This is a genomic window from Pseudomonas sp. BF-R-01 (assembly GCF_019946615.1).
Lineage (GTDB): Bacteria > Pseudomonadota > Gammaproteobacteria > Pseudomonadales > Pseudomonadaceae > Aquipseudomonas > Aquipseudomonas migulae.
In genome coordinates this window covers 80874-103345 of sequence record NZ_JAGYFX010000010.1, presented here as the reverse complement: position 1 = coordinate 103345, position 22472 = coordinate 80874, and the positions used below count along the sequence as shown (strand labels likewise).

Here is a 22472-nt window from a genome sequence, read left to right as displayed (position 1 = left end):
CCGCGAAGCTTTTGGCGGTCTTGATGACCCCTTCGCGGGCAAGCCTCGCTCCTACACGGGGGGCGGTTATTTCTTCATGATTGATGTGAACAGGTCCGACTCCAGGAATCGTTGTAGCCACGCCTGCAACCGCACGTAAGGCGTCTGCCCGAACCATTCGCGATCGACATGGGCGAACTGCCGTACGAACGGCATCAACGCCACATCCGCCAGGCTCGGATGCGCCGCCAGCAAGTAATCGCGACCCTCCAGCAACGCCTCCAGCCTGCGCAAGAACACCTCACCCTCGCTGCGATAAAACGCCATTGGCTGCTCGGGATAACGCTCGGCGTACTTGTAACGATTCAGGTGCACTTTGAACACCTGATCGTTCTCTTCGATCAACGCGGCGATCTGCGCTTGCCCCACAGGATCATCCTTGAGCAACCAGTCCTGCGGATCGTTCTGCGCCAATGCCCAGTGCATGATCGCCAGACTCTCATCGATCACTTGGTCGTCGACGCTCAGCACCGGCACCGTGCCTTTGCTCGATAGCACGAGCATCTCGGCAGGCTTGGCCTTCAGGCTGACCTCGACGATGTTCACCGCAACGTCCGAGTAACGCAGGGCCATCCGCGCCCGCATGGCGTACGGGCAGCGGCGGAAGGAGTACAGCGTGGTCATTTCACCTCCAGGGTACTCAGGCCGTTGCCCTGGCGATGGACCTGGATCTGCACCGGGATCCGTTCGTGCATTTCCTGGACGTGGGAAATTACCGCGACCTTGCGGCCCTGAGCCTGCAAGCCATCGAGGGCGTCCATCGCGAGTTGCAGGGATTCCGGATCGAGGCTGCCGAAGCCTTCGTCGATGAACAGCGATTCGATTTTCAGCGTGCTCGACGCCATCGAAGCCAGACCCAATGCCAGGGCCAGCGACACCAGGAACGTCTCGCCACCCGACAACGAATGCACCGAACGCAGCTCATCGCCCATCTCGGTGTCCATCACCAGCAAGCCCAGCATGCTGCCGCCGCGTTTGAGGCGATAGCGCCGCACCAGTTGCCGCAACTGCACGTTGGCATGATGCACCAGCAGGTCGAGGTTGTAGGCCTGGGCGATCTTGCGGAAGGTGTCGCCGGTCGCGGAGCCGATCAAGGCATTCAAGCGCGCCCAGCGTTGATACTCGCTGTAAGCGTCGGCGATCTGTTGCGCCAGGGCCTGATTGGCGTTCTGCCGGCGCTGGTCCTCGGCCTGTTCGGCGCGCAGTTCGGCGCAACGGTGTTCGCTGGCGGCAAACTGGTTTTGCAGTTCGGTCAGGGCGGTGTCCAGTTGCGCGGCATCGAGATTACCGTTGTGCTGCGCCTGATGACTGGCCAGACGCTTGTCGCGTTCCTGCAACAACACCTTGGCTTGTTCGATGGCTTTTTCGTTGTGCTGCAACCGTTGACGCAATTCGCTGACCTGTTGGTCGTCGACGCTCAGCAACTGCTCAAGGCCGCCGTCATCCAGTTCCGGATGCAAGGCACGCCAGTCGGCAATCTTCAGGCCCAGTTCACGATCTTCGCTTTCAAGGGCAAGCAGGCGGTCTTGCTGCGCTTTCAGTTCCGCTGCCAATTGCACCAGGTGCGTGCGCACCGATTGCAGTTCCTGACTGACGGTCGCATGGGCATTGCGCGCCTGTTCGACGGCTTGATCCAGTTGCTGTTGCCAGTGTTCGGCGCTGCTGTGGGAACCGAGCAGTTGCGTCAGTTGCTGCTGGCAAGCCTGTTGCTGCTCGGTGAGCGTGGTGAACTGGCGCTGAGCGGTTTCCAGCTGCTGGACGCGGGTCAGTTGACGATCCTGTTCCTTCTCCAGCGTCTGCTGGCGTTGTAGCTGTTCGCTCAGTTCATCGCGTTGCTGGTCGAGTTGCTCCAGGCGCTGGGCGATCTGCCGGTCGAGCTGCATGAAGGTCGCAGCCGGTTCGTTGCGCAAGGCGTCCAGTGTGTCGGCCGGGAGCAGGGTGCTGAAGGCGATCAGCTCTTCGTCCAGGCGCTGACGGTCATTGCTCAACTCGCGTTGCTGGTTGGCCAGGTGCTGGGTCGCCTGCTGACTCGCGGATTCGGCGTTGCGCAGTTGCTGTTGCAGGCGCGTGGCGTCCTGTTGCAGGGTGAGCAGGGCGGTCTGGCGCTGTTCGTCCTGCGTGATGCTTTGGTTCAACTGGCTGTTTTGCTGGTTCAACCAGGCATCGCGTTTGGCGCTGTCCTGGGTGAAAAGCTGCGCGGATAACGGGTGCGCATCGAGGCTCGGGGCCAGGCTTTGCTGCTGAGCGAGCAGTTGCTCCTGCTGTTGCAGCAATTCCTTCTGTTGCGCAATCACGCCACCGACTTCGGTACGCAGGTCGGTGAGTTTTTCCTTGAGCGAATCCACCGCTTTTTGCGCGTTGGCCTGTTCGCTTTCATCATGGCGGCCGAGGCTTTGCAGCAGCGCTTCGGGCTGATGATAAGGATGGTCCGGGCTGCCGCAGACCGGGCAGGGCTGATCGTCCTGCAATTGCTCGCGCAGCTCTTCGACACTGGCGCTGCGTGCCAGACGCTGACGTTCCAGCAGTTCGCGGGTCACCGTCAGGGTCTGTTCGGCCACGGTCAATTCGTTTTTGGTTTTCACCCCGTCCTGGGTCAGGCGGTCGCGCTCCTGCTGGGCAACGGTTTGACGTTGCTGCAATTCGGCGATGCGCTTGTCCAGTTCCTGCTGGCCAGTCCACAGCCGCGTCAGCTCTTCAATGGCGCGCAGTTGCTTGCGGTTGTCCTGCAACAGAGTGCCCAGCAGCTGGATCTGTTCGGCCACCGCATCAGGCTCGGCGCCGGCCTCTTTGTAGAGCACTTCCAGATTCTGTTTTTGCGCCGCCAATTCCTCGGCGGCGTGGGTGGCGTTCTGCTCCAGAGAGGCCAGTTCCGCCTGCCCCTTGTTCAGGCGATTGCCGATCAGCATCAATTGTTGCAAGCGGTCGCGGTAGGCGTTCCAGGCATCGCTGAGCGGCGCCAGATGGGTGCTTTGCTCAAGTTCGGCGGCAATCCGTTGCAGACGCTCGGCAACCCGATTCTGCTGCTCAAGCAAACCTTGAATCGTCTGTTGGCCTTCGGAGCAGGCCCGTTCCGCTTGCTGCTTGAGGTCGGCGCTGAGGCCGGTGTCCTTGATCAGGCGGGCGAGGGTGCTTTGCGCCTCAAAGGCCTGACGCAGCAGTGGCGCGCTTGAAGTGTGTTGGCTTTGCGCCTCGATCAGCGCGGTTTGCGCCGCGCTGAGACTGTGTTCGAGTTGCGTCTGACGGGTTTGCAGATCCTGTTCTTGCCCGGTGTGCTGCTGGATCTGCGCGGCCAGCGGCGTGAGCTGGGCGGTCAGTTCGGTCTTGCGGGCGAACTGGTGCCGTTGTGGTGCCAGTTGTTCCAGTCGAGTCAGCTTCAAGCGGTCGCTGGCCAGGTTTTCCCAATCCTGCCGGGCGCTGGTCAGTTGCTCGGTGGCGCTGAGCTGCTCGTCCTGCAATTGGCGCAGCTCTTTCAGCCAGGTGTGTTGCAACTCCAACTGTTTGAGTTGCGCCTGTTGAGTCTTCAATTGCTGCTGTGCTTCGTTGAAGCGTTCATCCAGTTCTGCGCGGGCTTCGGTCGACAGCGGCGTGACGCCGGTGGCCTGATCCTGCAACAGCTTGTGCGCTTCACGGGCCTCTTTGGCCTTGTCGAAGGCGCGACGGCCGAGACGCGTGTAGAGCGCGGTGTCGGTGAGTTTTTCCAGCAGTTCGCTGCGTTCGTTGTCGTTGGCCTTGAGGAACGCACTGAATTCGCTCTGGGCCAGCAACACGGCACGGGTGAATTGTTCGAAGTTCAAGCCCAGGACAGCTTCGAGCTGGACCTTGAATTCGACCTTCTGACTGGCCAGCAGTTGATCCAGATCGATGTCGCGCAGGCTCTGACGGCTGTGTTGCAGCTTGCCGCCGGCCTTTTCCCGGGCGCGATTGGCTTCCCAGCGCGCGCGGTAGCGACGGCCATCGATGCCGACGAAATCCACTTCGGCATAGCCTTCGCCCGTACCGCGACGCAGCAATGTGCGCGGGTCGCCGGTGCTGATTTCACCGTCGGCGTCCGGCGCTTTGGCCGACACTTGCGCGTTGCTCAACCGCGGCACGGCGCCGAACAGCGCCAGGCACAAGGCATCGAGCAAGGTGCTTTTGCCGGCACCGGTCGGCCCGGTGATGGCGAACAAACCGGCGCTGGCCAACGGCTCGGCGGTGAAGTCGATTTCAAATGGCCCGGCCAGGGAGGCGAGGTTTTTCAGGCGGATCGCGAGAATTTTCATGGCTGTTCGCTCTCCATTTGCACGTCTTGCAACAGCTCGGCGAAGTCCTTCAGCGTTTGCTCATCGACCTCGCTGCCGTAGTTGTCCTGCCAGGCGCGGCTGAACAATTCCTGGGGCGTGAGCTGGTCCAGTTCAACCAGGGTCGCACCGTCATCGAGGCCATCACGGCTGCCGTTTCCGGCGTACTCAGCGGCGATGCGCACCAGGCGCACGGCTTTGCCTTGCAGGGCGGTTTCGACCTGATGGCGCAAGTCGGGTTGTGGCTCGTCGAGGCGCACCCGCACTTCCAGCCACGGCTGCCGTTGAACGTCGGCGAGCAAGTCGATGTTCGGCAGGTCGCCCAGTTGCAGCAGGATGTCGGCCAGAGGCGCCGGGCCGATACGTTGCAGGTTGACGGCGCGGGGAATCAGTTTCGGTTCGACGCTGACCAGGGTTTCGCCGTCGAGCCGGACGTCGAGAATCTGATGCTGATAACCGATTTCGGAGAACGACAATGGAATCGGCGAGCCGCTGTAGCGAATGCGCTCTTCACCGTTGACCTTCTGCGGTTTGTGCAAGTGGCCAAGGGCAACGTAGCTGATGCTCGGGCCGAAGAGACTGGCGGGCAGCGCTTCGGCGTTGCCGATGATCAGGCTGCGCTCGGAATCTTCGGACACCGAACCGCCGGCCATGTGCGCATGACTGATGGCAATCAGCGCCTGACCTTTCTTGCGCTTGGCGTTGGCGGCTTCGATCAGCCATTCGTGAACCTGGCCAATCCCGCGCAGGTAGTTGTCGCCCAGGTGCGCGCCGGTCACTTCGGCAGGTCGCAAAAATGGCAACGCCAGGCACCAGGCGACGGTTTTGCCCTTGGCGTCCGGCAGTGGCAGCAGCAGGCGCTCGGCGTCGAGCTGGCCGTCATCCAGCCACAACACACGACCCAGCGCATGCGTGCGCAAACGGCGCATCAACGGTGCAGGCAATTCGATGCGCGAACCGGAATCATGATTGCCGGCGATCATCACGATGGTCAGCTTCGGCTGCTGTTCGTGGGCGCTGACGATGAAATCGTAGAGGCGTTCCTGGGCTTTGACCGGTGGATTGACCGTGTCGAAGATATCGCCGGCGATCAACAGCACATCGGGCTGGTCCAGTTTCAGTTGATGCAGCAGCCAATCGAGGAAACAGCCGTGCTCGAAATCGCGTTCCTGGCCGTGCAGGTTCTGCCCAAGGTGCCAGTCGGAGGTGTGAAACAGACGCAAGGCGAGCTCCGTAGGAAATAAAGTGATGGCCGCGAGGAAATTGACAGCGGCGAAAGGGGAGAGAGTTTACGGGTAAAGCGACACCAAACCTACTGCAGGAACTGGCCACCACAACCTCAAGGGCCTCTTCGCCGGCAAGCCTGGCTCCTACAGGGATTCGCGCCGCCCCCGGCCTTGTAGGAGCGAGGCTTGCCCGCGAAGGCGGCCTTGAGCGCGACGCGGAACTCGGGATCGCTTCGCCGGCAAGCCGGCTCCTACAGGATTGGCGTTACTTCGGGTAGAGCGGTGGCAGGCCGCTGTCGCCGACCGGGTCTTGAACCCGCTCGGCAATCGGGATTGCCTTGATCGCGCGCCACAGCTCTTCACCTTGCCAATGCTGGCCGGTCTCGCTGTACAGCGCCCCGTTCAAACCATCCAGCGCGTCCGACAACGGCACGAAACGCGCCGCCATGTCGGCCAGGGTTTCCGGTTGTTGCCGGGCCCAGGCGTCGAGGGCCTGGCGGGTGGCGTGGGAGTCGTTGGCCTGACAGGCGCGCTTGAGGTCGTCGAGCACGGTACGCGGGCTCGGGCCTGTCTGGGCCGCGCGCAGGATCGCCGGTTGCCAGCGGGCACGCCACCAGAGGCCGAAGCCCAGCAGGGTGGTGCAGGCGAGAATGATGGTGCTGAGTTTCCACCACCAGAGCGCTTCATTGTCGGCAGGGGAAATGACCAGCGGCGTGCCGGCCGGGGTATCAACCATCAAGCCCGGGTTGTTGGCCACTTGCAGCGTCCGCGCCGGCAGGCTGCTGTGTTCCAGATGATCTTCGAAGGTGTTCCACCAGACCACATCCACAGCCGGCAACTCGACGTTCCCCCGCTGGACAGGCACCAGTGCCTCACGGTCCTCGCGGCTGCCGATCAGGCCGCGCTCGCTATTCTGGTTGACCAGCACCGGCTGATCCGGATAGCGCCGCAAGCCGTTGACGTCGGTGGCCGGCAATGGCGGCAGTTGTGAACTGGCCAAACCTTCGGCTTCCAAAATCAGACTGCGCGTCAGCGAGTCACCCACTTGCGTGTGATCCGGTTCCGGATTCCAGCTCTCGCTCAGGGTCAGGCTGCGGGCCGGCAGCCAAGGCACGTCAGCCGGGTAAGTGGCAGGTTTCGGCTTGACGGTCAGCGGCAGTTCGACCGAGCTGACACGCATCAATTTGCCGGATTTCGGCACCTGGGACTCGACGTCCTTGGCCGGCTGCGCGTCCACCAGCGTGGCGCTGAAAACCTGCGCCGGAATGGTCAACTGGCCGCTGTGTTGCGGGTAGATCGCGTAGCGCAATTCGATCACGCCATGGCGCAGGCCGTTGATGTCTTTTTCGTAAGTGCGCGACTCGCCCAACTGCTCGATGCGCGCATCGGGAATCTGCAACGGAGTCAGGCTGCTGTCGTCATACAGCGACACGGAATGGTAGATGCGCAAGGTCAGGAGCGCCTGGGCCTGCACGTACACGCTGTTTTGATCGAGGCTGGCGTCGATGAATACCGGGGCCAGTTTTTGTGTGCTGTCCTGGGTTTCGCTCTCGACCACTTGCAAGGTGATCGGCTGGCTCTGCACATCGCCCAGTTGCAGCGACGGAATCACCACGCTGCCGTTCTGGCGAGGTAGCAGGGTGATGATCCAGCGGGTGGTGGCGCCGTTGCCGCCGTTAAGGGTCGTCAACTGGTTGACCTGGCGGGTGCCGCGCACTTCAAACAGAGGCTCCAGCGCCGTCAGGTCGGGCTTGCCGAATTGGGTGACATCGTTGGACTCCAGGGTCAGCTCGACCGTTTCGCCGGAGTTCAGGCGACTGCGGTCGACACTGGCGACCAGTTGCGCAGCCTGGGCCTGAACGGTCCAGATAAACAGAGCAAGCATGAAAGCGGTGAAGCGGGTCATCGGGTTTTTTCCTGATCCTGATGTTGCTGCTGTTCGTACCAGAATTTGCGCCTGAGCAATTCGCCCGGGTCGTCCGGGATCTTGCGCAGCCATTGTTCCAGCGCCTGGCGCTGTTCGCCATCGATGGTATCGCTGGCAGGGCGCAACGGCGGGGTGGTGCTTTGTTCGTCGCCCAACTCGCTGCCGGGCACCTCATTGGTGCCGGGGCGCGCCGGTGTCGTATCCGACTGTTCTGCATCGGGTGCCGTGGTCTGGGCATCGGACTTCGGTTCGCCACTGTTCGACTGTTGGGTGGCTGCGCCCGGCGGTGGTTCCTGCGGGGTCCCGGTCTCGTCGCCTTCAGTTTTGTCCGGTTCAACGGGTGCCGGCGTGTTTTTCTGCTTGATCAAGCTTTCCACCAAAGCCTTGTTGGTCTGCGCCGGGCGCAGATCCGGTTGCCGCTCCAGTGCCTGATCGTAAGCATCCAGCGCGGCTTCCAACTCACCGCCTTTGGCCAGGGCGTTGCCACGATTGTAGTGGGCGTGGGCATCATTGCCTTCGGCGAACCGCTGGGCGGCGCCACTGTAGTCGCCGGCCTCGTAGAGCGCCACGCCTTGCCATTGCCGATCCTGGAAATGCTGCGCGGCCTCGGCCGGACGCTTCTTTTTCAACAGATGCAGGCCTTGCTGGTCAGGGCGCAACCACAAGTCTTCGAAGTCGAAGGCATAGCTCGGCTGCGGCAACAGGAACAGCAGCGGCAGGCAGAGCAACCAGCCGCGTCGCCCAGCGCAGGCCGCCAACAGCAACAGCGGCAACAACAGCCAATAACCCTGATCGGCCCAGCTATCGAGACGCAGGGTCTGGCCGTCATTGCGCAAGTTGCGCGGGCCATCGAGCAAGCCGAGGGCGCGCAGGTCGGCATCGTCCAGGCGCGCGTGGCGATAGCGCCCATCGAGGCCGTTGACGAACGCTTTCAGGTTCGGCTCGTCGAGGTGCGGCACCAGAATCGCGCCCTGATCATCCTTGAGGAAACTGCCGTCCTCCTGAGTGATCGGCGCGCCTTCGGCGGTGCCGATGCCGAGCATCAAAAACCGGGTCGACTTGCCGTCCAATGCCTGTTGAATGCCTTCGCGTTCCAGTTCGGTCAGGGACGAGCCGATCAGCAGAATCCGGCCGTCACCCAGCGCGCCTTGACTCAGCAGCGCAAGGGCCTTGGTCACCGCGAGATCGGCGCGATGGCCGGTCTGGGGCATCAACGACGGCTTGAGCGCCTCCAGCAGATTGCGGCTGGTAGACAGGTCATCCGACAGCGGCACCAGCGTGTGCGCGCTGCCGGCGTAGACGACGATGGCGGTCTGGGCGTCGCTGCGGTTTTGCAGCAGGTCGAACAGTTTGCGCCGGGCCTGTTCCAGCCGGTTTGGCGTCACGTCGGTGGCGAGCATCTCCGGGGTCAGCTCAAGGATCACCACCAAAGGGTCGGCCGGTTTCTGACTGGCTTGCTCGACGCGCTCCCAGCTCGGCCCCAACAGCGCCAGGATCGTCAGCAGCCACGCCACACCGAGGGCGACCCACGGCAATTTGCTGTCGCGACCGTTGCCGCCACTGAGCAGCGCGGAATGAAAGGCCGGCGGCAGAATCATCTGCCAGCGCCCGGCGCGCTTCTGTCGATGCCAGAGTTGCCAGAGCAACCAGCCGAGCAGCGGCAACAGCAGCAGCCACCAGGGGCGGAACCAGTAAGGCCACAGCGCACTCATCGGCGCCTCCGCAGGCGCAGGCGCTTGAGTCGCTGACGCCAGTCAGGCAGTTGCGTTTGCAAGAACAGATCCTTGGTAAACAGGCGCTGCAACGGGTTATCCGGCCAGCGTTCGCGCGCCACCAGCAGCAGGCTCAACAGCAGCGCCATCGCCAACGGCCAGTGATACAACGCTTGCGCCGGGCGGGCCTGGGTCGGTTGCTGGGTCACGGGTTCCAGTTGATCGAGGGTTTCCTTGATCGTTTGCAGTTCCTTGCCGTCGCGAGCGCGGAAATACTGGCCGCCCGTGGCGGCGGCAATGGCCTTCAGCGCAGGCTCGTCGAGGTCCAGGCTCGGGTTGATGCCGAGGAATCCTGCGGTGCCGCTTTGCTCGGGATCGGCGCCGATGCCGATCGGGTAGATTTTCACGCCTTCCTTGGCCGCCAGCCGCGCTGCGGTCAACGGGTCGATTTCGCCGCCGTTGTTAGCACCATCGGTGACCAGAATCAGCACACGACTTTGCGCCGGACGCAGGCGCAGGCGTTTGAGCGCGAGACCGATGGCGTCGCCGATGGCGGTGTTCTTGCCGGCGATGCCGATGCGCGCTTCGTCGAGCCAGACCCGCACGGTGCGCCGGTCAAACGTCAGCGGTGCTTGCAGGTACGCTCTGCTGCCGAACAGGATCAGGCCGACACGGTCGCCTTCGCGTCGCTCGAGAAAATCACCGAGCAAATGTTGCACCAGCGTAAGGCGACTGACCTCATCGTCCTGCCACTGCATGTCAGGGAAATCCATGGAGCCGGAAACGTCCACCGCCACCAGCAGATCACGGCCGCTGGCGGCAATCGGCAACGGTTCGCCGAGCCATTGCGGGCGCGCTGCAGCGATCAGCAAAAACAGCCACAGCAGGATGAACGGCGCTTGTTGCCGCCAGGCTGGCAAGTTGGCCCGGGCACGGCGTCGGGCCAGGCCTTCGAGGTCACTGAGGAAACTGACTTTTAGCGCCGGTTCGCCGCTGTCGGCCACCGGCAGCACGATGCGCATCAACCACGGCAGCGGCAGCAGGGCGAAGATCCACGGCCAGGCGAACTCAAACATGTTTGCGAATCCACGTGTCGACGGCTTGGGTCAGGCCGGCGATGGCCTTGTCGTCGAGTTTGCATTCGGGTTTGTAGGCGCCTTCGACCAGTACCATCCAGCGCGTCAGGCCGGCGGCCGGGCAACGGTTGTCGAGAAACGCCAGCCATTTGCGCCCGTTGAGGGTGTGGCTCTGGCTGTAGGGGTAATGGTTGCGGCACAGGCGTTTGAGCAAGCCATTGAGTTGCTGCAGCCAGGCACCGGCCGGTGCGCCGTCGTAGGGCTTGGGCATCAGCGCCAGTTCGGCCAGTGCGGCGATGCGCACCGGGTCCAGCGGTTGTTCGGCGCGCACGATGGGGCGCTTGTTCGGCAGGAAACGCCGGGCCTTCCACAGGCCGAAGCCGATCAGCGGCAGTAACAACAGCAAAAACCACCAGCCCGGTGCCGGTGGCCAGAAGCCAATCGGCGGCGGGGAAATCAGCGGTTGCAGTTGATCGAGGCTGCTCATCGATATTTCCCCGGTTTTTGCGGGTTCAGGTACTCGCGCAGTTGTTCGACCATCTCGCTCTGAGTGCTCAGGGGCATCAACAACACCCGCAGTTTTTGCGCGAGCAATTCCCAATGGGCGATGCGCGCTTCGGCCTGGGCGCGGTAGGTCTGGCGCAGGTCGAAATTCAGCGTGTCGAGTTCCAGTTGCGCGCCACGTTCGGCAAAGCGCAAAAGGCCGGCAGCGGGCAGGGCGTGGTCCAGAGGGTCGGACAGTGGCAGCAGCAACAGGTCGCAATGGCGCGACAGCAGGCTCAGTTGCTGCTCGGAGCCCTCAGTCAGCGCGCGCTCGTCGCAGATCACGATCACCAGGCTGCCGGGGCGCAGCACCTCACGGGCACGACGCAGGGCCAGGTTGAGGGCATCGCGGTTCTGCTCGCTTTCGGTGTGCAATGACTGATTGACGCGTACCAGCCGGTTGAGAAATTGCAGCAGGCTTTGTTTGCTGCGCCGGGGCTTGATTTCGTAGTGTTCGTTATCGCCGAACACCAGCCCGCCAACCCGATCGTTATGGCCGAGCGCGGCCCAGCCGATCAGGCTGGCGGCCTGGGCAGCGAGCACCGATTTGAACATCAGCCCCGAACCGAAAAACAGCCGTCGGCTCTGTTCGACCATGATGAAAATCGGCCGCTCGCGTTCTTCGTGGAACAGCTTGGTGTGCGGTTCCTGGGTTCGGGCGGTGACGCGCCAGTCGATGCTGCGCACGTCGTCGCCGGCCTGATAGACCCGCACCTGATCGAAATCGACACCACGGCCACGCAGCTTGGAGTGGTGCAGGCCGATCAGCGGGCTGCGCTGGCTCGGCGTGGAGAACAGCTGCACTTCACGCACGCGATGGCGCATCTCGATCAGCTCGGCGAGGCTGACGCGGATGCCCGGCTCGGGCGGCAGAATGACGTTCATCGGGGTCAAGCGACGGCTACGACGTCGAGAATCCGCTGGACCACCCGGTCCTGGTCGATGCCAGCGGCTTCGGCTTCAAAGGACAGAATGATGCGGTGACGCAAGACGTCGAACAGCACCGCTTGAATATCTTCCGGGCTAACGAAGTCGCGACCGGCCAGCCAGGCGTGGGCGCGGGCACAGCGGTCGAGGGCGATCGAACCGCGCGGGCTGGCGCCGTAGGCGATCCACTCGGCCATTTCCGGGTCGAACTTGGCCGGTGTGCGCGTGGCCATGACCAGTTGCACCAGGTATTCCTCCACGGCGTCGGCCATGTACAGACCGAGGATTTCCTTGCGGGCGGCGAAAATGGCTTGCTGGCTGACCCGGCGCTCCGGTTTGGTTTCACCGTTCAGGGCTTCGCCACGGGCCTGTTGCAGGATACGGCGTTCGACAGTGGCGTCCGGGAAGCCGATTTTCACGTGCATCAGGAAGCGGTCCAGCTGCGCTTCGGGCAGCGGGTATGTGCCTTCCTGCTCGATCGGGTTTTGCGTGGCCATCACCAGGAACAGCGGCGACAGCTCGTAGGTGCTGCGCCCGACGCTGACCTGACGCTCGCCCATGGCTTCAAGCAAAGCCGACTGAACCTTGGCCGGAGCACGGTTGATTTCGTCCGCCAATACCAGGTTGTGGAAGATCGGGCCTTGCTGGAACACGAAACTGCCGGTTTCCGGGCGATAGATTTCCGTGCCGGTGATGTCGGCAGGCAACAGGTCAGGGGTGAACTGGATGCGATGGAACTGGGCTTCGATGCCTTCGGCGAGTTCTTTGATGGCCTTGGTCTTGGCCAGGCCGGGAGCGCCCTCGACCAGCATGTGGCCGTCGGCAAGCAGGGCGATGAGCAAGCGCTCGATGAGTTTTTCCTGGCCGAGAATCTGCGTTGAAAGAAAGGTTCGCAGCGCGAGCAGCGCTTCACGATGTTCCATCGATGACTGTTCCTGGAAAGGGTGACCGAAGACGTTCGAATAACGCCAGGGCTGGGGGCGTTACTTTAATCTATCGCGGGGGGCGGCGACTAACGGCATTTTGTGCAAATGTGCGCAGGAGGTGGGTTATCGATGTTGTTTCGGAGAATGTGGCGATCTTGCGGACGCCTTCGCGGGCAAGCCTCGCTCCTACAGGATCAGGGCAGCCGCGATATTGCGGCCGGCCTAAACCTGTAGGAGCGAGGCTTGCCCGCGAAGAGGCTCGTCCAGGCAACATCAAATCTCGCTGATGTAAGTCCCGGTCCCCTTAAGGATGTTCTGCAAGGTTTCTTCCACTTCCGCCAGATCACTCGCACTCGTGCTGTGCGTAATCTCCAGCGAATCATCCCCATTCAACGCATCCGCATCCGCCGCAGCGATTTCGATCAGCAAGCGGGTAGGGCTCAGCGTCACTTTCACGCCGTCCAGCGTCGAAGGTTCGCCATCAAGGGTGATCTCCAGCTCGTCCTCGTCCGGGTAGCGGCTCATCAGGAACATTTCACCCTGATCGCTGTGGCAGGCGAGCATGGCCATGTTGTCTTCTTCCTCGTCACACGGGTTGACGATCAACAGGGCGGTGGTCATTTTCATGGGTATTTCCTGGCTCGGCGAGCGTTGTGAACACAACAAAAGGCAATTCTGCCAGCCCTCGGGAATTTCTGCTCGGCTGACTGTCAGAGAATGTGACGTGAACATTCGGGGCGCTGTTGGTCATTTCTGGCACGAAGGTGCTGTAAAACCGGGCATAAAACGCCCAATTTCCTACACGGCTGCTAGTGTTGTCCGATACGCAGGGCGTTGGCTGCGTGCCGATGACCGAATATGTCGCAGCGCTGCAAGCACGGGCCTTGCCGCACTGGTTAAGCTGCGCAACGGATGAGCACCTGTAAAGACATTGCGCTGTCGATCTGCCAGTCGTTTTTGCAGATGCCCATTCATGGAAGGTGAATGTGACCTGAGTGTCTCGTCCAGCTTCACCCACCTGTCACCCTGTTTCCTCTGCCCGAGAATCAGGAACCGGGTGACGGATCGCCCCGAAAGGGGTTTTGCACGCGACGCTTCCATCAATAACAAGCCCAAGCGGAGTACCACAGATGGCGTTCTTCACCGCAGCCAGCAAAGCCGACTTCCAGCACCAACTGCAAGCGGCACTGGCGCAGCACATCAGTGAACAGGCACTGCCACAAGTGGCGCTGTTCGCTGAACAATTCTTCGGCATCATTTCCCTTGACGAGCTGACCCAGCGTCGGCTGTCCGACCTCGCCGGCTGCACCCTTTCTGCGTGGCGCCTGCTTGAGCGCTTCGATCACGCGCAACCGCAGGTTCGCGTCTTCAACCCTGATTACGAACGCCACGGCTGGCAGTCGACCCACACCGCGGTCGAAGTGCTGCACCACGACCTGCCTTTCCTGGTGGACTCGGTGCGCACCGAGCTGAACCGTCGCGGCTACAGCATTCATACCCTGCAAACCACTGTGCTGAGCGTGCGTCGCGGCAGCAAAGGCGAGTTGCTGGAAATCCTGCCTAAAGGCACTCAGGGCGAAGGGATCCTGCAAGAATCCCTGATGTACCTGGAAATCGACCGTTGCGCGAACACCGCAGAGCTGAATGTCCTGAGCAAAGAGCTGGAACAGGTTCTCGGTGAAGTCCGTGTCGCGGTTGCCGATTTCGAGCCGATGAAAGCCAAGGTCCAGGAAATCCTGACCGGCCTCGACAACAGCAAATTTGCGGTCGACGGCGAAGAAAAAGCTGAAATCAAAAGCTTCCTGGAATGGCTGGTGGGCAACCACTTCACCTTCCTCGGCTACGAAGAGTTCGTGGTTCAGGATGAAGCCGATGGCGGCCACATCGTTTACGACCAGAATTCCTTCCTCGGCCTGACCAAACTGCTGCGCACCGGCCTGACCTACGATGACCTGCGCATCGAAGACTACGCCGTGAACTACCTGCGCGAACCGACCCTGCTGTCGTTCGCCAAGGCTGCGCACCCAAGCCGTGTACACCGTCCGGCTTACCCGGACTACGTGTCGATCCGCGAGATCGACGCCGACGGCAAGGTCATCAAGGAATGCCGTTTCATGGGCCTGTACACCTCGTCGGTGTATGGCGAGAGCGTGCGGGTCATTCCGTACATCCGCCGCAAGGTCGAAGAGATCGAACGCCGTTCCGGCTTCCAGGCCAAGGCTCACCTGGGCAAGGAACTGGCGCAGGTGGTCGAAGTGCTGCCGCGTGATGACCTGTTCCAGACCCCGGTCGACGAGCTGTTCAGCACCGTGATGTCGATCGTGCAGATCCAGGAACGCAACAAGATTCGCGTGTTCCTGCGTAAAGACCCGTACGGCCGTTTCTGCTACTGCCTGGCCTACGTGCCGCGTGACATCTACTCCACCGAAGTGCGCCAGAAGATCCAGCAAGTGCTGATGGATCGCCTGAAAGCCTCGGACTGCGAGTTCTGGACCTTCTTCTCCGAGTCCGTACTGGCCCGCGTGCAACTGATTCTGCGCGTCGATCCGAAGAACCGTCTGGACATCGACCCGCTGCAGCTGGAAAACGAAGTGATCCAGGCCTGCCGCAGCTGGCAGGACGACTACGCCAGCCTGGTGGTGGAAAGCTTCGGCGAAGCCCACGGCACCAACGTGCTGGCGGACTTCCCGAAAGGCTTCCCGGCCGGTTACCGCGAGCGTTTCGCTGCGCATTCGGCTGTGGTCGACATGCAGCACCTGCTGAGCCTGAACGAAAAAAATCCATTGGTGATGAGCTTCTATCAGCCACTGGGTCAGGTCTCCGGCCAGCGCGAGCTGCACTGCAAGCTGTATCACGCCGATACCCCGCTGGCCCTGTCCGACGTGTTGCCGATTCTGGAAAACCTCGGCCTGCGTGTGCTGGGTGAGTTCCCGTATCGCCTGCGTCACAACAATGGCCGCGAGTTCTGGATTCACGACTTCGCGTTTACCGCTGCCGAAGGCCTGGAACTCGACATCCAGCAACTCAACGACACCTTGCAGGACGCCTTCGTCCACATCGTGCGTGGCGATGCCGAGAACGATGCGTTCAACCGTCTGGTACTGACCGCCGGCCTGCCATGGCGCGATGTTGCGCTGCTGCGTGCCTACGCACGCTACATGAAGCAGATTCGCCTGGGCTTCGACCTCGGCTACATCGCCAGCACCCTGAACAACCACACCGACATCGCTCGCGAGTTGACCCGGTTGTTCAAGACCCGCTTCTACCTGGCGCGCAAACTGGCCACCGACGATCTGGAAGACAAGCAGCAACGTCTGGAACACGCGATTCTGGCTGCACTGGACGACGTCCAGGTGTTGAACGAAGACCGCATCCTGCGTCGCTACCTCGACCTGATCAAAGCGACCCTGCGGACCAACTTCTACCAGACCGATGCCCACGGTCAGAACAAGTCCTACTTCAGCTTCAAGTTCAACCCGCACCAGATTCCAGAGCTGCCGAAGCCGGTTCCGAAGTTCGAAATCTTCGTCTACTCGCCTCGCGTCGAAGGCGTGCACCTGCGCTTCGGCAATGTGGCTCGCGGCGGTCTGCGCTGGTCTGACCGTGAAGAAGACTTCCGTACCGAAGTCCTGGGCCTGGTAAAAGCCCAGCAAGTGAAGAACTCGGTCATCGTGCCAGTCGGCGCGAAGGGCGGCTTCCTGCCGCGTCGCCTGCCACTGGGCGGCAGCCGTGACGAGATTGCGGCCGAGGGCATCGCTTGCTACCGCATCTTCATTTCGGGCCTGTTGGACATCACCGACAACCTGAAAGACGGCGCACTGGTACCGCCGGCCAACGTCGTGCGTCATGACGACGATGACCCGTACCTGGTGGTCGCTGCGGACAAGGGCACTGCAACCTTCTCCGACATCGCCAACGGCATCGCCATCGACTACGGCTTCTGGCTGGGTGACGCGTTTGCCTCCGGTGGTTCCGCCGGTTATGACCACAAGAAAATGGGCATCACCGCCAAAGGCGCGTGGGTTGGCGTACAACGTCACTTCCGCGAGCGCGGCATCAATGTCCAGGAAGACAGCATCACGGTAGTGGGCGTCGGCGACATGGCCGGTGACGTGTTCGGTAACGGCTTGCTGATGTCCGACAAGCTGCAACTGGTCGCAGCGTTCAACCACCTGCACATCTTCATCGACCCGAACCCAGAGCCTGCGAACAGCTTCGCCGAGCGTCAGCGCCTGTTCGATCTGCCACGTTCGGCATGGTCGGATTACGACACCAGCATCATGTCGGAAGGCGGCGGGATCTTCTCGCGCAGCGCGAAAAGCATCGCGATTTCCCCGCAGATGAAAGAGCGCTTCGACATTCAGGCCGACAAGCTGACCCCGACCGAACTGCTGAATGCGTTGCTCAAGGCACCGGTAGACCTGTTGTGGAACGGCGGTATCGGTACTTACGTCAAAGCCAGCAGCGAAAGCCACGCCGATGTCGGCGACAAGGCCAACGATGCACTGCGTGTGAACGGCAACGAACTGCGCTGCAAAGTCGTGGGCGAGGGCGGTAACCTCGGTATGACCCAATTGGGTCGTGTCGAATTCGGCCTCAATGGCGGCGGTTCCAACACCGACTTCATCGACAACGCCGGTGGCGTGGATTGCTCCGACCACGAAGTGAACATCAAGATCCTGCTGAACGAAGTGGTTCACGCCGGTGACATGACCGATAAGCAACGTAACCAGTTGCTGGCGAGCATGACCGACGAAGTCGGCAACCTGGTGCTGGGCAACAACTACAAGCAGACTCAGGCCCTGTCCCTGGCGGCCCGCCGTGCCTTCGTGCGGATTGCCGAATACAAGCGCCTGATGAACGATCTGGAAGGCCGTGGCAAGCTGGATCGCGCCATCGAGTTCCTGCCGTCGGAAGACGCGATCAACGAACGCCTCGCGGAAGGCCACGGCCTGACCCGTGCCGAGCTGTCGGTGCTGATCTCCTACAGCAAGATCGACCTCAAGGCGCAGTTGCTGGACTCCCGTGTACCGGATGACGACTACCTGACCCGCGACATGGAAACCGCTTTCCCGCCAACACTGGTGAGCAAGTTCTCCGAGGCCATGCGTCGTCACCGTCTGAAGCGCGAGATCGTCAGCACCCAGATCGCCAACGATCTGGTGAACCACATGGGCATCACCTTCGTTCAGCGACTCAAAGAGTCGACCGGCATGAGCCCGGCGAACGTGGCCGGTGCGTACGTGATCGTGCGTGACATCTTCCACCTCCCGCACTGGTTCCGTCAGATCGAAGCCCTGGATTACCAGGTTTCCGCTGACGTACAACTGGAGCTGATGGACGAGCTGATGCGTCTGGGCCGTCGCGCTACGCGCTGGTTCCTGCGTGCCCGCCGCAACGAGCAGAACGCTGCCCGTGACGTTGCACACTTCGGTCCGCACCTGAAGGAGCTGGGTCTCAAGCTCGACGAACTGCTGAGCGGCGAGATCCACGAAAACTGGCAGTCCCGTTATCAGGCGTACGTCGAAGCCGGTGTGCCGGAGTTGCTGGCGCGCATGGTGGCTGGTACTTCGCACCTGTACACGCTGCTGCCGATCATCGAGGCCTCCGACGTGACCGGCCAGAACCCTGCGGACGTGGCCAAGGCCTACTTCGCCGTGGGCAGCGCGCTGGACGTCACCTGGTACCTGCAACAGATCAGCGCTCTGCCGGTTGAAAACAACTGGCAGGCCCTGGCCCGTGAAGCGTTCCGCGATGACGTCGACTGGCAGCAACGTGCGATCACCATCTCTGTCCTGCAACAGGGCGGCGGCACTCAGGATGTGGAAACACGCCTGGCGCTGTGGATGGAAGAGAACGAAGGCATGATCGAACGCTGGCGCGCCATGCTGGTGGAAATCCGTGCAGCGAGCGGTACTGACTACGCGATGTATGCGGTAGCCAACCGTGAGTTGCTGGACCTGGCGTTGAGCGGGCAAGCGGTGGTGCCTGCCGCTGCTGTCACCGCCAGTGCCGAGCTGGAACCGGCGGCCTGATCAGTCGCTGAATGAAAAAGCCCCGCATTGAGAGATGCGGGGCTTTTTTTTGTTTGAATGATTTGTGGTGTTTGGGCGGGCCCCATCGCCAGCAAGCCGGCTCCTACAGGTTTCGCGTCGTCCACATATTCTGTGCTCGACACAAAACCTGTAGGAGCCGGCTTGCTGGCGATGGGGCCGTCTGCCTCAATACAACTTCCAGCCAGCTTTATTATCAATCATCGACACTTTATCTGTCGGCCCGGTCAATAAATTACTGAGCGACTGGTCAAACTTCTGCAATGCCCGAACTTGCACATTCTGCTGTTCATTAATATCCGCCACGATCTCTTCGCTGCGTTTATAGTCCGCCCACACCGGGCTCAATGCTTTGGCGTCATGCCCTTGTGCAGTCCCGATGTAATTGAAGTTGGCATCATAAAAGTCTGCACTTACATCGGCCTTGATATCCGAGCTGCGCGAGGTGATCAATTGGCTGCGGGTGTCGACAATCGCGACCACGTCCGGTTTCGCCGCCCTGAGGCTTTGCATGTCCGGGTACACCGTGACCGAGCCGAACTGGCGCTGCAACGAGGCCTTGACCCAATCCACCGCCAGGTCGGGTTTGGAGGTGGCGACGTAGGCATCATGAATCGGTTGCACCAGCAGGCTCTGGCCGAAACCGGTGCCGGCATTGGCCTGATAGTCCTGCAGGTAGGCGCGGTTGGTCTGGGTGTTGCGGCTGTAGACGATACCCAGCGAGACCTGACCGCCGCTGGCGACATGGGTGGCGTTGCTGCGGCCGACGGGTGCGCTGAAGATACCGTCGAGTGAAGAAACTGCCGTCGGTGCAGTGGGGATTGAGCAACCGGTTAAAACAGCGGCAAACGACAAGGTGCTGACAAGTGCAAGTTTCATGGGTGTCTCTCCAGTGAAACAACTTGAGTCGGAAGTTAAAGTTGCCGGTGTCGGCAGTGACTTCAGACTAAACCTGTGGCGGCTGAATGAAATAGCCAATTCATGAACTTGTCAGGTGACCAATAGTATTGTTTGGTTTAAAAGTTACCGGTTAATTGCGTCGGGCAATAAAAAGGCCCGAACTTTCGAATCGGGCCTGTTTATTTATGGCTGTACGTTCAGCTATCAGTTTTCCAATGGGATCAACACTTTCTCGTCGGGGGACAACACCATGAACACCAGGAGTTTGGCCGGCTTGGTTGCGCTGGCATTTTTCGAGACCAGATGCTCCGAACCGGCGGCTTCATACCAGTACTCGCCAGCCTTGTAGGTTTTCGGTTGCTCGCCTTTCACCTGGGAAGTGATCGAGCCCGAAATCACATACGCCATAGCGGTGCCTTCATGCTTGTGGGCGATGGAGGACTGGCCCGGCTTGTAGTCGACTTCGATCATCAGCGCCTTTTTGCCCGGGACGTTCTTCAGTACTTCATCTTGCAGAATCGTGACTTTTTCCGAAGGGTCGTGGGCGAATGCCGAGGCAGAAACGCTCAGGGCGAGGACGGCAAGCGGGGTGGCCAATAAACGCAAAACTTTCATGATTCATCACCTGCGGGGGGTTAGTTGTCGCAAACAACGTTAGTCCGCCAGTGACCGCAATCAAACAGCCAATTCAGCAGAAGGTCAGGGGACCAATCCGGATTTACGCAAGGCAATGCAAAACCTGTAGGAGCCGGCTTGCCGGCGATCGCATCACCGCAGTGCATCAGGTACACCGCAGTGAATGGATCGCCTTGTAGGAGCCGGCTTGCCGGCGATCGCATCACCGCGGTGCATCAGGCACACCGAGGTGAATGGATCGCCTGTAGGAGCCGGCTTGCCGGCCATAGCATCACCGCGGTGCATCAGGTACACCGCGGTGATGCTATCGCCAGCAAGCCGGCTCCTACAGGGGGGTGTTTAACGGATCGGGAAGCTGTTGAAGTCCACGGCGTTCGCCAATTGGCAATCGATCAGGTCGATGAAACCTTGCGCCTGTGGGGTGTTGAAATGCGATTGCATGGCCGCTTCCGATTGCCAGCGGGCGCTGACGTTCCAGCGGTTGCTGTCCTCGGGGCAGCGGTCGACCATATAGGATTCGCAGCCCGGTTGTTCACGCAGGGTTTCGACAATCTTTTGCAGTTGCTTACCCAGTTCGTCCGAGCGGCCGGCTGCGGCCTGCACCTTTACGGTGTTGATCACTTCGTTGGACATTGCTCACACTCCTGAATCAGGCCGGACGAATCCTGCTCATTGAGGGATAACGCTTACGAGGATAGGCCTGCACTTGCGGACCGCCAATAGCCAATTGCCGGATAAAAACCCAGACCAATCGCTCAGGCGATTTGCTGAAAAATGTCACGCAAGCGGTCCAGCGCGGTGTCGATGTCCAGGGTTTCGATGGCGCCAAACCCCATGAGAAGCCCAGCCTGCGGGGCCCGCTGGTAGTAAAAGGTATCGATGGAATACAGCCCGACTTCGACCTTTTTCGCCAGTTCGATCAGCAATGGCATATCGATAGGCACTTTGCACATAAGCACCATGTGGAAACCCGCCGTGCTCGGGATCGCTTCGAGCCAGGGTGACAGGTCACCGGCGATGCGCGTGAGGATGCGTTCGCGACGCCCGGCGTAGATCGTATGACAGCGCCGGATGTGCTTGAGCAGGCAGCCTTCGGCAATGAATTTGGCCAGTGCCCATTGGGGCAGGGTGGAGGTGTGCAGGTCGGTGAGTTGCTTGGCGCGGATCACCGCTTCGAGTATCGCCGGCGGCAAAATCGCGTAGCCGAGGCGCAGTTCCGGCAGCAGGGTTTTCGAAAAGGTCCCGACGTAGGCGACGATCCCGCGCTCATCCATGCTTTGCAGCGAGTCGGTGGGTCGGCCTTCGTAGCGGAATTCGCTGTCGTAATCGTCCTCGATGATGATCGCGCCCAACTCGTAGGCGCGCTCCAGCAGCGCCACGCGACGTGCCTGGCTCATCGGCATGCCGAGCGGAAACTGGTGGGACGGCGTGACATAAATCAGCCGGGTGCCAAGGGGGATTTGGTCGACCTGGATGCCGTCTTCGTCGACCGGTACGCCGATCACCGTGGCGCCGTGGCTGCCGAACAGCAGGCGCGCGGGCGGGTAACCGGGGTCTTCCATGGCGACGATGCTGCCGGGGCGCGTGATCACGCGGGAGATCAGGTCCAGCGCTTGTTGCGCACCGTTGCACACCACCACGTCTTCGTCCTGGCAATTCACCCCACGGGAAAACGCGATGTGCCGGGCGATCGCATTGCGCAGCGCCGGCAGGCCTTCAGGCAAGCTGTAGAAGCCTTTGGAACCGGACATCTGACGCAGCGCGTGGGAGGTACAGCGCCGCCAATCGTCCTGCGGAAACTGGCCCTTGCTGGTGGCGCCACCGATGAAGTCATAACGCAGCGAGCCTTCCAGCGTCGGGTGACGCAAAAACACCGGCAAGTTGCGCCACGACTCGATGACCTCGGCGCTCGCCAGCTGCGAATGGCTTTGCTTGGGCTGCGCTTTGGCCGTCCGGGCATTGACGTAGGTGCCTTTGCCGATCACCCCGGTCAGGAAGTTTTCATAGGTCAGTTGCGCGTACGTGTCGGAAATGGTCTTGCGCGAGATGCCCAGCTGTTCGGCCAGCAGACGGCTGGGCGGCAGTTGCGTCCCGGCTGCCAGACGACCGGATTCGATGGCGCTGCGCAGTTGGTTGTACAACTGGCCTGCCAGGTCCTTGCGGCCGTTGATGACAACATGAAGTTCCATACCGGCGGGGCTCCTGGGCGGTTGAGGCGCGTGTGCGT

The 22472-nt window shown here is 61.3% G+C and carries 15 protein-coding genes; 1 reads left to right on the top strand and 14 read right to left on the bottom strand.

What is annotated here, in order from left to right:
• Nucleotides 1-66: 66 nt before the first annotated feature.
• The 10 genes from KGB27_RS06830 to KGB27_RS06785 form a co-directional block, all read right to left on the bottom strand.
• Nucleotides 67-663, bottom strand: a complete 597-nt coding sequence (locus tag KGB27_RS06830; protein ID WP_223553679.1) for a glutathione S-transferase — start codon at nucleotides 661-663, stop codon at nucleotides 67-69.
• Nucleotides 660-4301, bottom strand: coding sequence for an AAA family ATPase (locus KGB27_RS06825; RefSeq protein ID WP_223553677.1), 3642 nt, complete (start codon nucleotides 4299-4301; stop codon nucleotides 660-662). The genes KGB27_RS06830 and KGB27_RS06825 overlap by 4 nt, the downstream gene beginning before the upstream one ends.
• Complete coding sequence (locus KGB27_RS06820; protein ID WP_223553675.1) at nucleotides 4298-5542, bottom strand: exonuclease SbcCD subunit D C-terminal domain-containing protein; 1245 nt, start codon at nucleotides 5540-5542, stop codon at nucleotides 4298-4300. The genes KGB27_RS06825 and KGB27_RS06820 overlap by 4 nt, the downstream gene beginning before the upstream one ends.
• A 268-nt stretch (nucleotides 5543-5810) precedes the next feature.
• Complete coding sequence (locus KGB27_RS06815; protein WP_223481580.1) at nucleotides 5811-7451, bottom strand: BatD family protein; 1641 nt, start codon at nucleotides 7449-7451, stop codon at nucleotides 5811-5813.
• The gene (locus KGB27_RS06810) at nucleotides 7448-9184 is read right to left on the bottom strand and encodes a VWA domain-containing protein (RefSeq protein ID WP_223553672.1); all 1737 of its coding nucleotides are present in this window, start codon (nucleotides 9182-9184) and stop codon (nucleotides 7448-7450) included. Before KGB27_RS06810 ends, KGB27_RS06815 begins: the two co-directional genes overlap by 4 nt.
• Entirely contained in the window at nucleotides 9181-10260 is a 1080-nt protein-coding gene (locus tag KGB27_RS06805; RefSeq protein WP_008042895.1) for a vWA domain-containing protein, read from the bottom strand. The genes KGB27_RS06810 and KGB27_RS06805 overlap by 4 nt, the downstream gene beginning before the upstream one ends.
• The gene (locus KGB27_RS06800; RefSeq protein WP_008030120.1) at nucleotides 10253-10747 is read right to left on the bottom strand and encodes a DUF4381 domain-containing protein; all 495 of its coding nucleotides are present in this window, start codon (nucleotides 10745-10747) and stop codon (nucleotides 10253-10255) included. Before KGB27_RS06800 ends, KGB27_RS06805 begins: the two co-directional genes overlap by 8 nt.
• The gene (locus KGB27_RS06795) at nucleotides 10744-11688 is read right to left on the bottom strand and encodes a DUF58 domain-containing protein (protein ID WP_008042897.1); all 945 of its coding nucleotides are present in this window, start codon (nucleotides 11686-11688) and stop codon (nucleotides 10744-10746) included. The genes KGB27_RS06800 and KGB27_RS06795 overlap by 4 nt, the downstream gene beginning before the upstream one ends.
• Nucleotides 11689-11693: 5 nt before the next feature.
• Nucleotides 11694-12653: an AAA family ATPase gene (locus KGB27_RS06790; protein WP_008030123.1), complete on the bottom strand. Its 960-nt coding sequence runs from the start codon at nucleotides 12651-12653 to the stop codon at nucleotides 11694-11696.
• A gap of 276 nt (nucleotides 12654-12929) precedes the next feature.
• Nucleotides 12930-13283 carry a hypothetical protein gene (locus KGB27_RS06785; RefSeq protein WP_223451961.1) on the bottom strand — a complete coding sequence of 118 codons (354 nt, stop codon included), beginning with the start codon at nucleotides 13281-13283 and terminating at the stop codon, nucleotides 12930-12932.
• Between the two features lie 503 nt (nucleotides 13284-13786).
• On the opposite strand from KGB27_RS06785, the gene KGB27_RS06780 reads away from it, so the two are divergent.
• A complete protein-coding gene (locus KGB27_RS06780; RefSeq protein ID WP_207284244.1) occupies nucleotides 13787-18691 on the top strand; it encodes an NAD-glutamate dehydrogenase in 4905 nt (1634 codons plus the stop codon).
• 186 nt (nucleotides 18692-18877) lie between these two features.
• Here KGB27_RS06780 and KGB27_RS06775 read toward each other — a convergent pair whose 3' ends face one another.
• The 4 genes from KGB27_RS06775 to KGB27_RS06760 form a co-directional block, all read right to left on the bottom strand.
• Nucleotides 18878-19588, bottom strand: coding sequence for an ATPase (locus tag KGB27_RS06775; RefSeq protein WP_223553670.1), 711 nt, complete (start codon nucleotides 19586-19588; stop codon nucleotides 18878-18880).
• Between the two features lie 225 nt (nucleotides 19589-19813).
• Nucleotides 19814-20224: a cupin domain-containing protein gene (locus tag KGB27_RS06770; protein WP_008030133.1), complete on the bottom strand. Its 411-nt coding sequence runs from the start codon at nucleotides 20222-20224 to the stop codon at nucleotides 19814-19816.
• Between the two features lie 360 nt (nucleotides 20225-20584).
• Nucleotides 20585-20878 carry a putative quinol monooxygenase gene (locus KGB27_RS06765; protein WP_008042903.1) on the bottom strand — a complete coding sequence of 98 codons (294 nt, stop codon included), beginning with the start codon at nucleotides 20876-20878 and terminating at the stop codon, nucleotides 20585-20587.
• A gap of 122 nt (nucleotides 20879-21000) precedes the next feature.
• Complete coding sequence (locus KGB27_RS06760) at nucleotides 21001-22434, bottom strand: PLP-dependent aminotransferase family protein (protein WP_223553668.1); 1434 nt, start codon at nucleotides 22432-22434, stop codon at nucleotides 21001-21003.
• Nucleotides 22435-22472: the final 38 nt, after the last annotated feature.

Coding starts and splice junctions, on each gene's coding strand:
- KGB27_RS06830 (WP_223553679.1), bottom strand. CDS start 663: ATGACCACGCTGTACTCCTTCCGCCGCTGCCCGTACGCCATGCGGGCG.
- KGB27_RS06825 (WP_223553677.1), bottom strand. CDS start 4,301: ATGAAAATTCTCGCGATCCGCCTGAAAAACCTCGCCTCCCTGGCCGGG.
- KGB27_RS06815 (WP_223481580.1), bottom strand. CDS start 7,451: ATGACCCGCTTCACCGCTTTCATGCTTGCTCTGTTTATCTGGACCGTT.
- KGB27_RS06810 (WP_223553672.1), bottom strand. CDS start 9,184: ATGAGTGCGCTGTGGCCTTACTGGTTCCGCCCCTGGTGGCTGCTGCTG.
- KGB27_RS06805 (WP_008042895.1), bottom strand. CDS start 10,260: ATGTTTGAGTTCGCCTGGCCGTGGATCTTCGCCCTGCTGCCGCTGCCG.
- KGB27_RS06800 (WP_008030120.1), bottom strand. CDS start 10,747: ATGAGCAGCCTCGATCAACTGCAACCGCTGATTTCCCCGCCGCCGATT.
- KGB27_RS06795 (WP_008042897.1), bottom strand. CDS start 11,688: ATGAACGTCATTCTGCCGCCCGAGCCGGGCATCCGCGTCAGCCTCGCC.
- KGB27_RS06790 (WP_008030123.1), bottom strand. CDS start 12,653: ATGGAACATCGTGAAGCGCTGCTCGCGCTGCGAACCTTTCTTTCAACG.
- KGB27_RS06785 (WP_223451961.1), bottom strand. CDS start 13,283: ATGAAAATGACCACCGCCCTGTTGATCGTCAACCCGTGTGACGAGGAA.
- KGB27_RS06780 (WP_207284244.1), top strand. CDS start 13,787: ATGGCGTTCTTCACCGCAGCCAGCAAAGCCGACTTCCAGCACCAACTG.
- KGB27_RS06775 (WP_223553670.1), bottom strand. CDS start 19,588: ATGAAACTTGCACTTGTCAGCACCTTGTCGTTTGCCGCTGTTTTAACC.
- KGB27_RS06770 (WP_008030133.1), bottom strand. CDS start 20,224: ATGAAAGTTTTGCGTTTATTGGCCACCCCGCTTGCCGTCCTCGCCCTG.
- KGB27_RS06765 (WP_008042903.1), bottom strand. CDS start 20,878: ATGTCCAACGAAGTGATCAACACCGTAAAGGTGCAGGCCGCAGCCGGC.
- KGB27_RS06760 (WP_223553668.1), bottom strand. CDS start 22,434: ATGGAACTTCATGTTGTCATCAACGGCCGCAAGGACCTGGCAGGCCAG.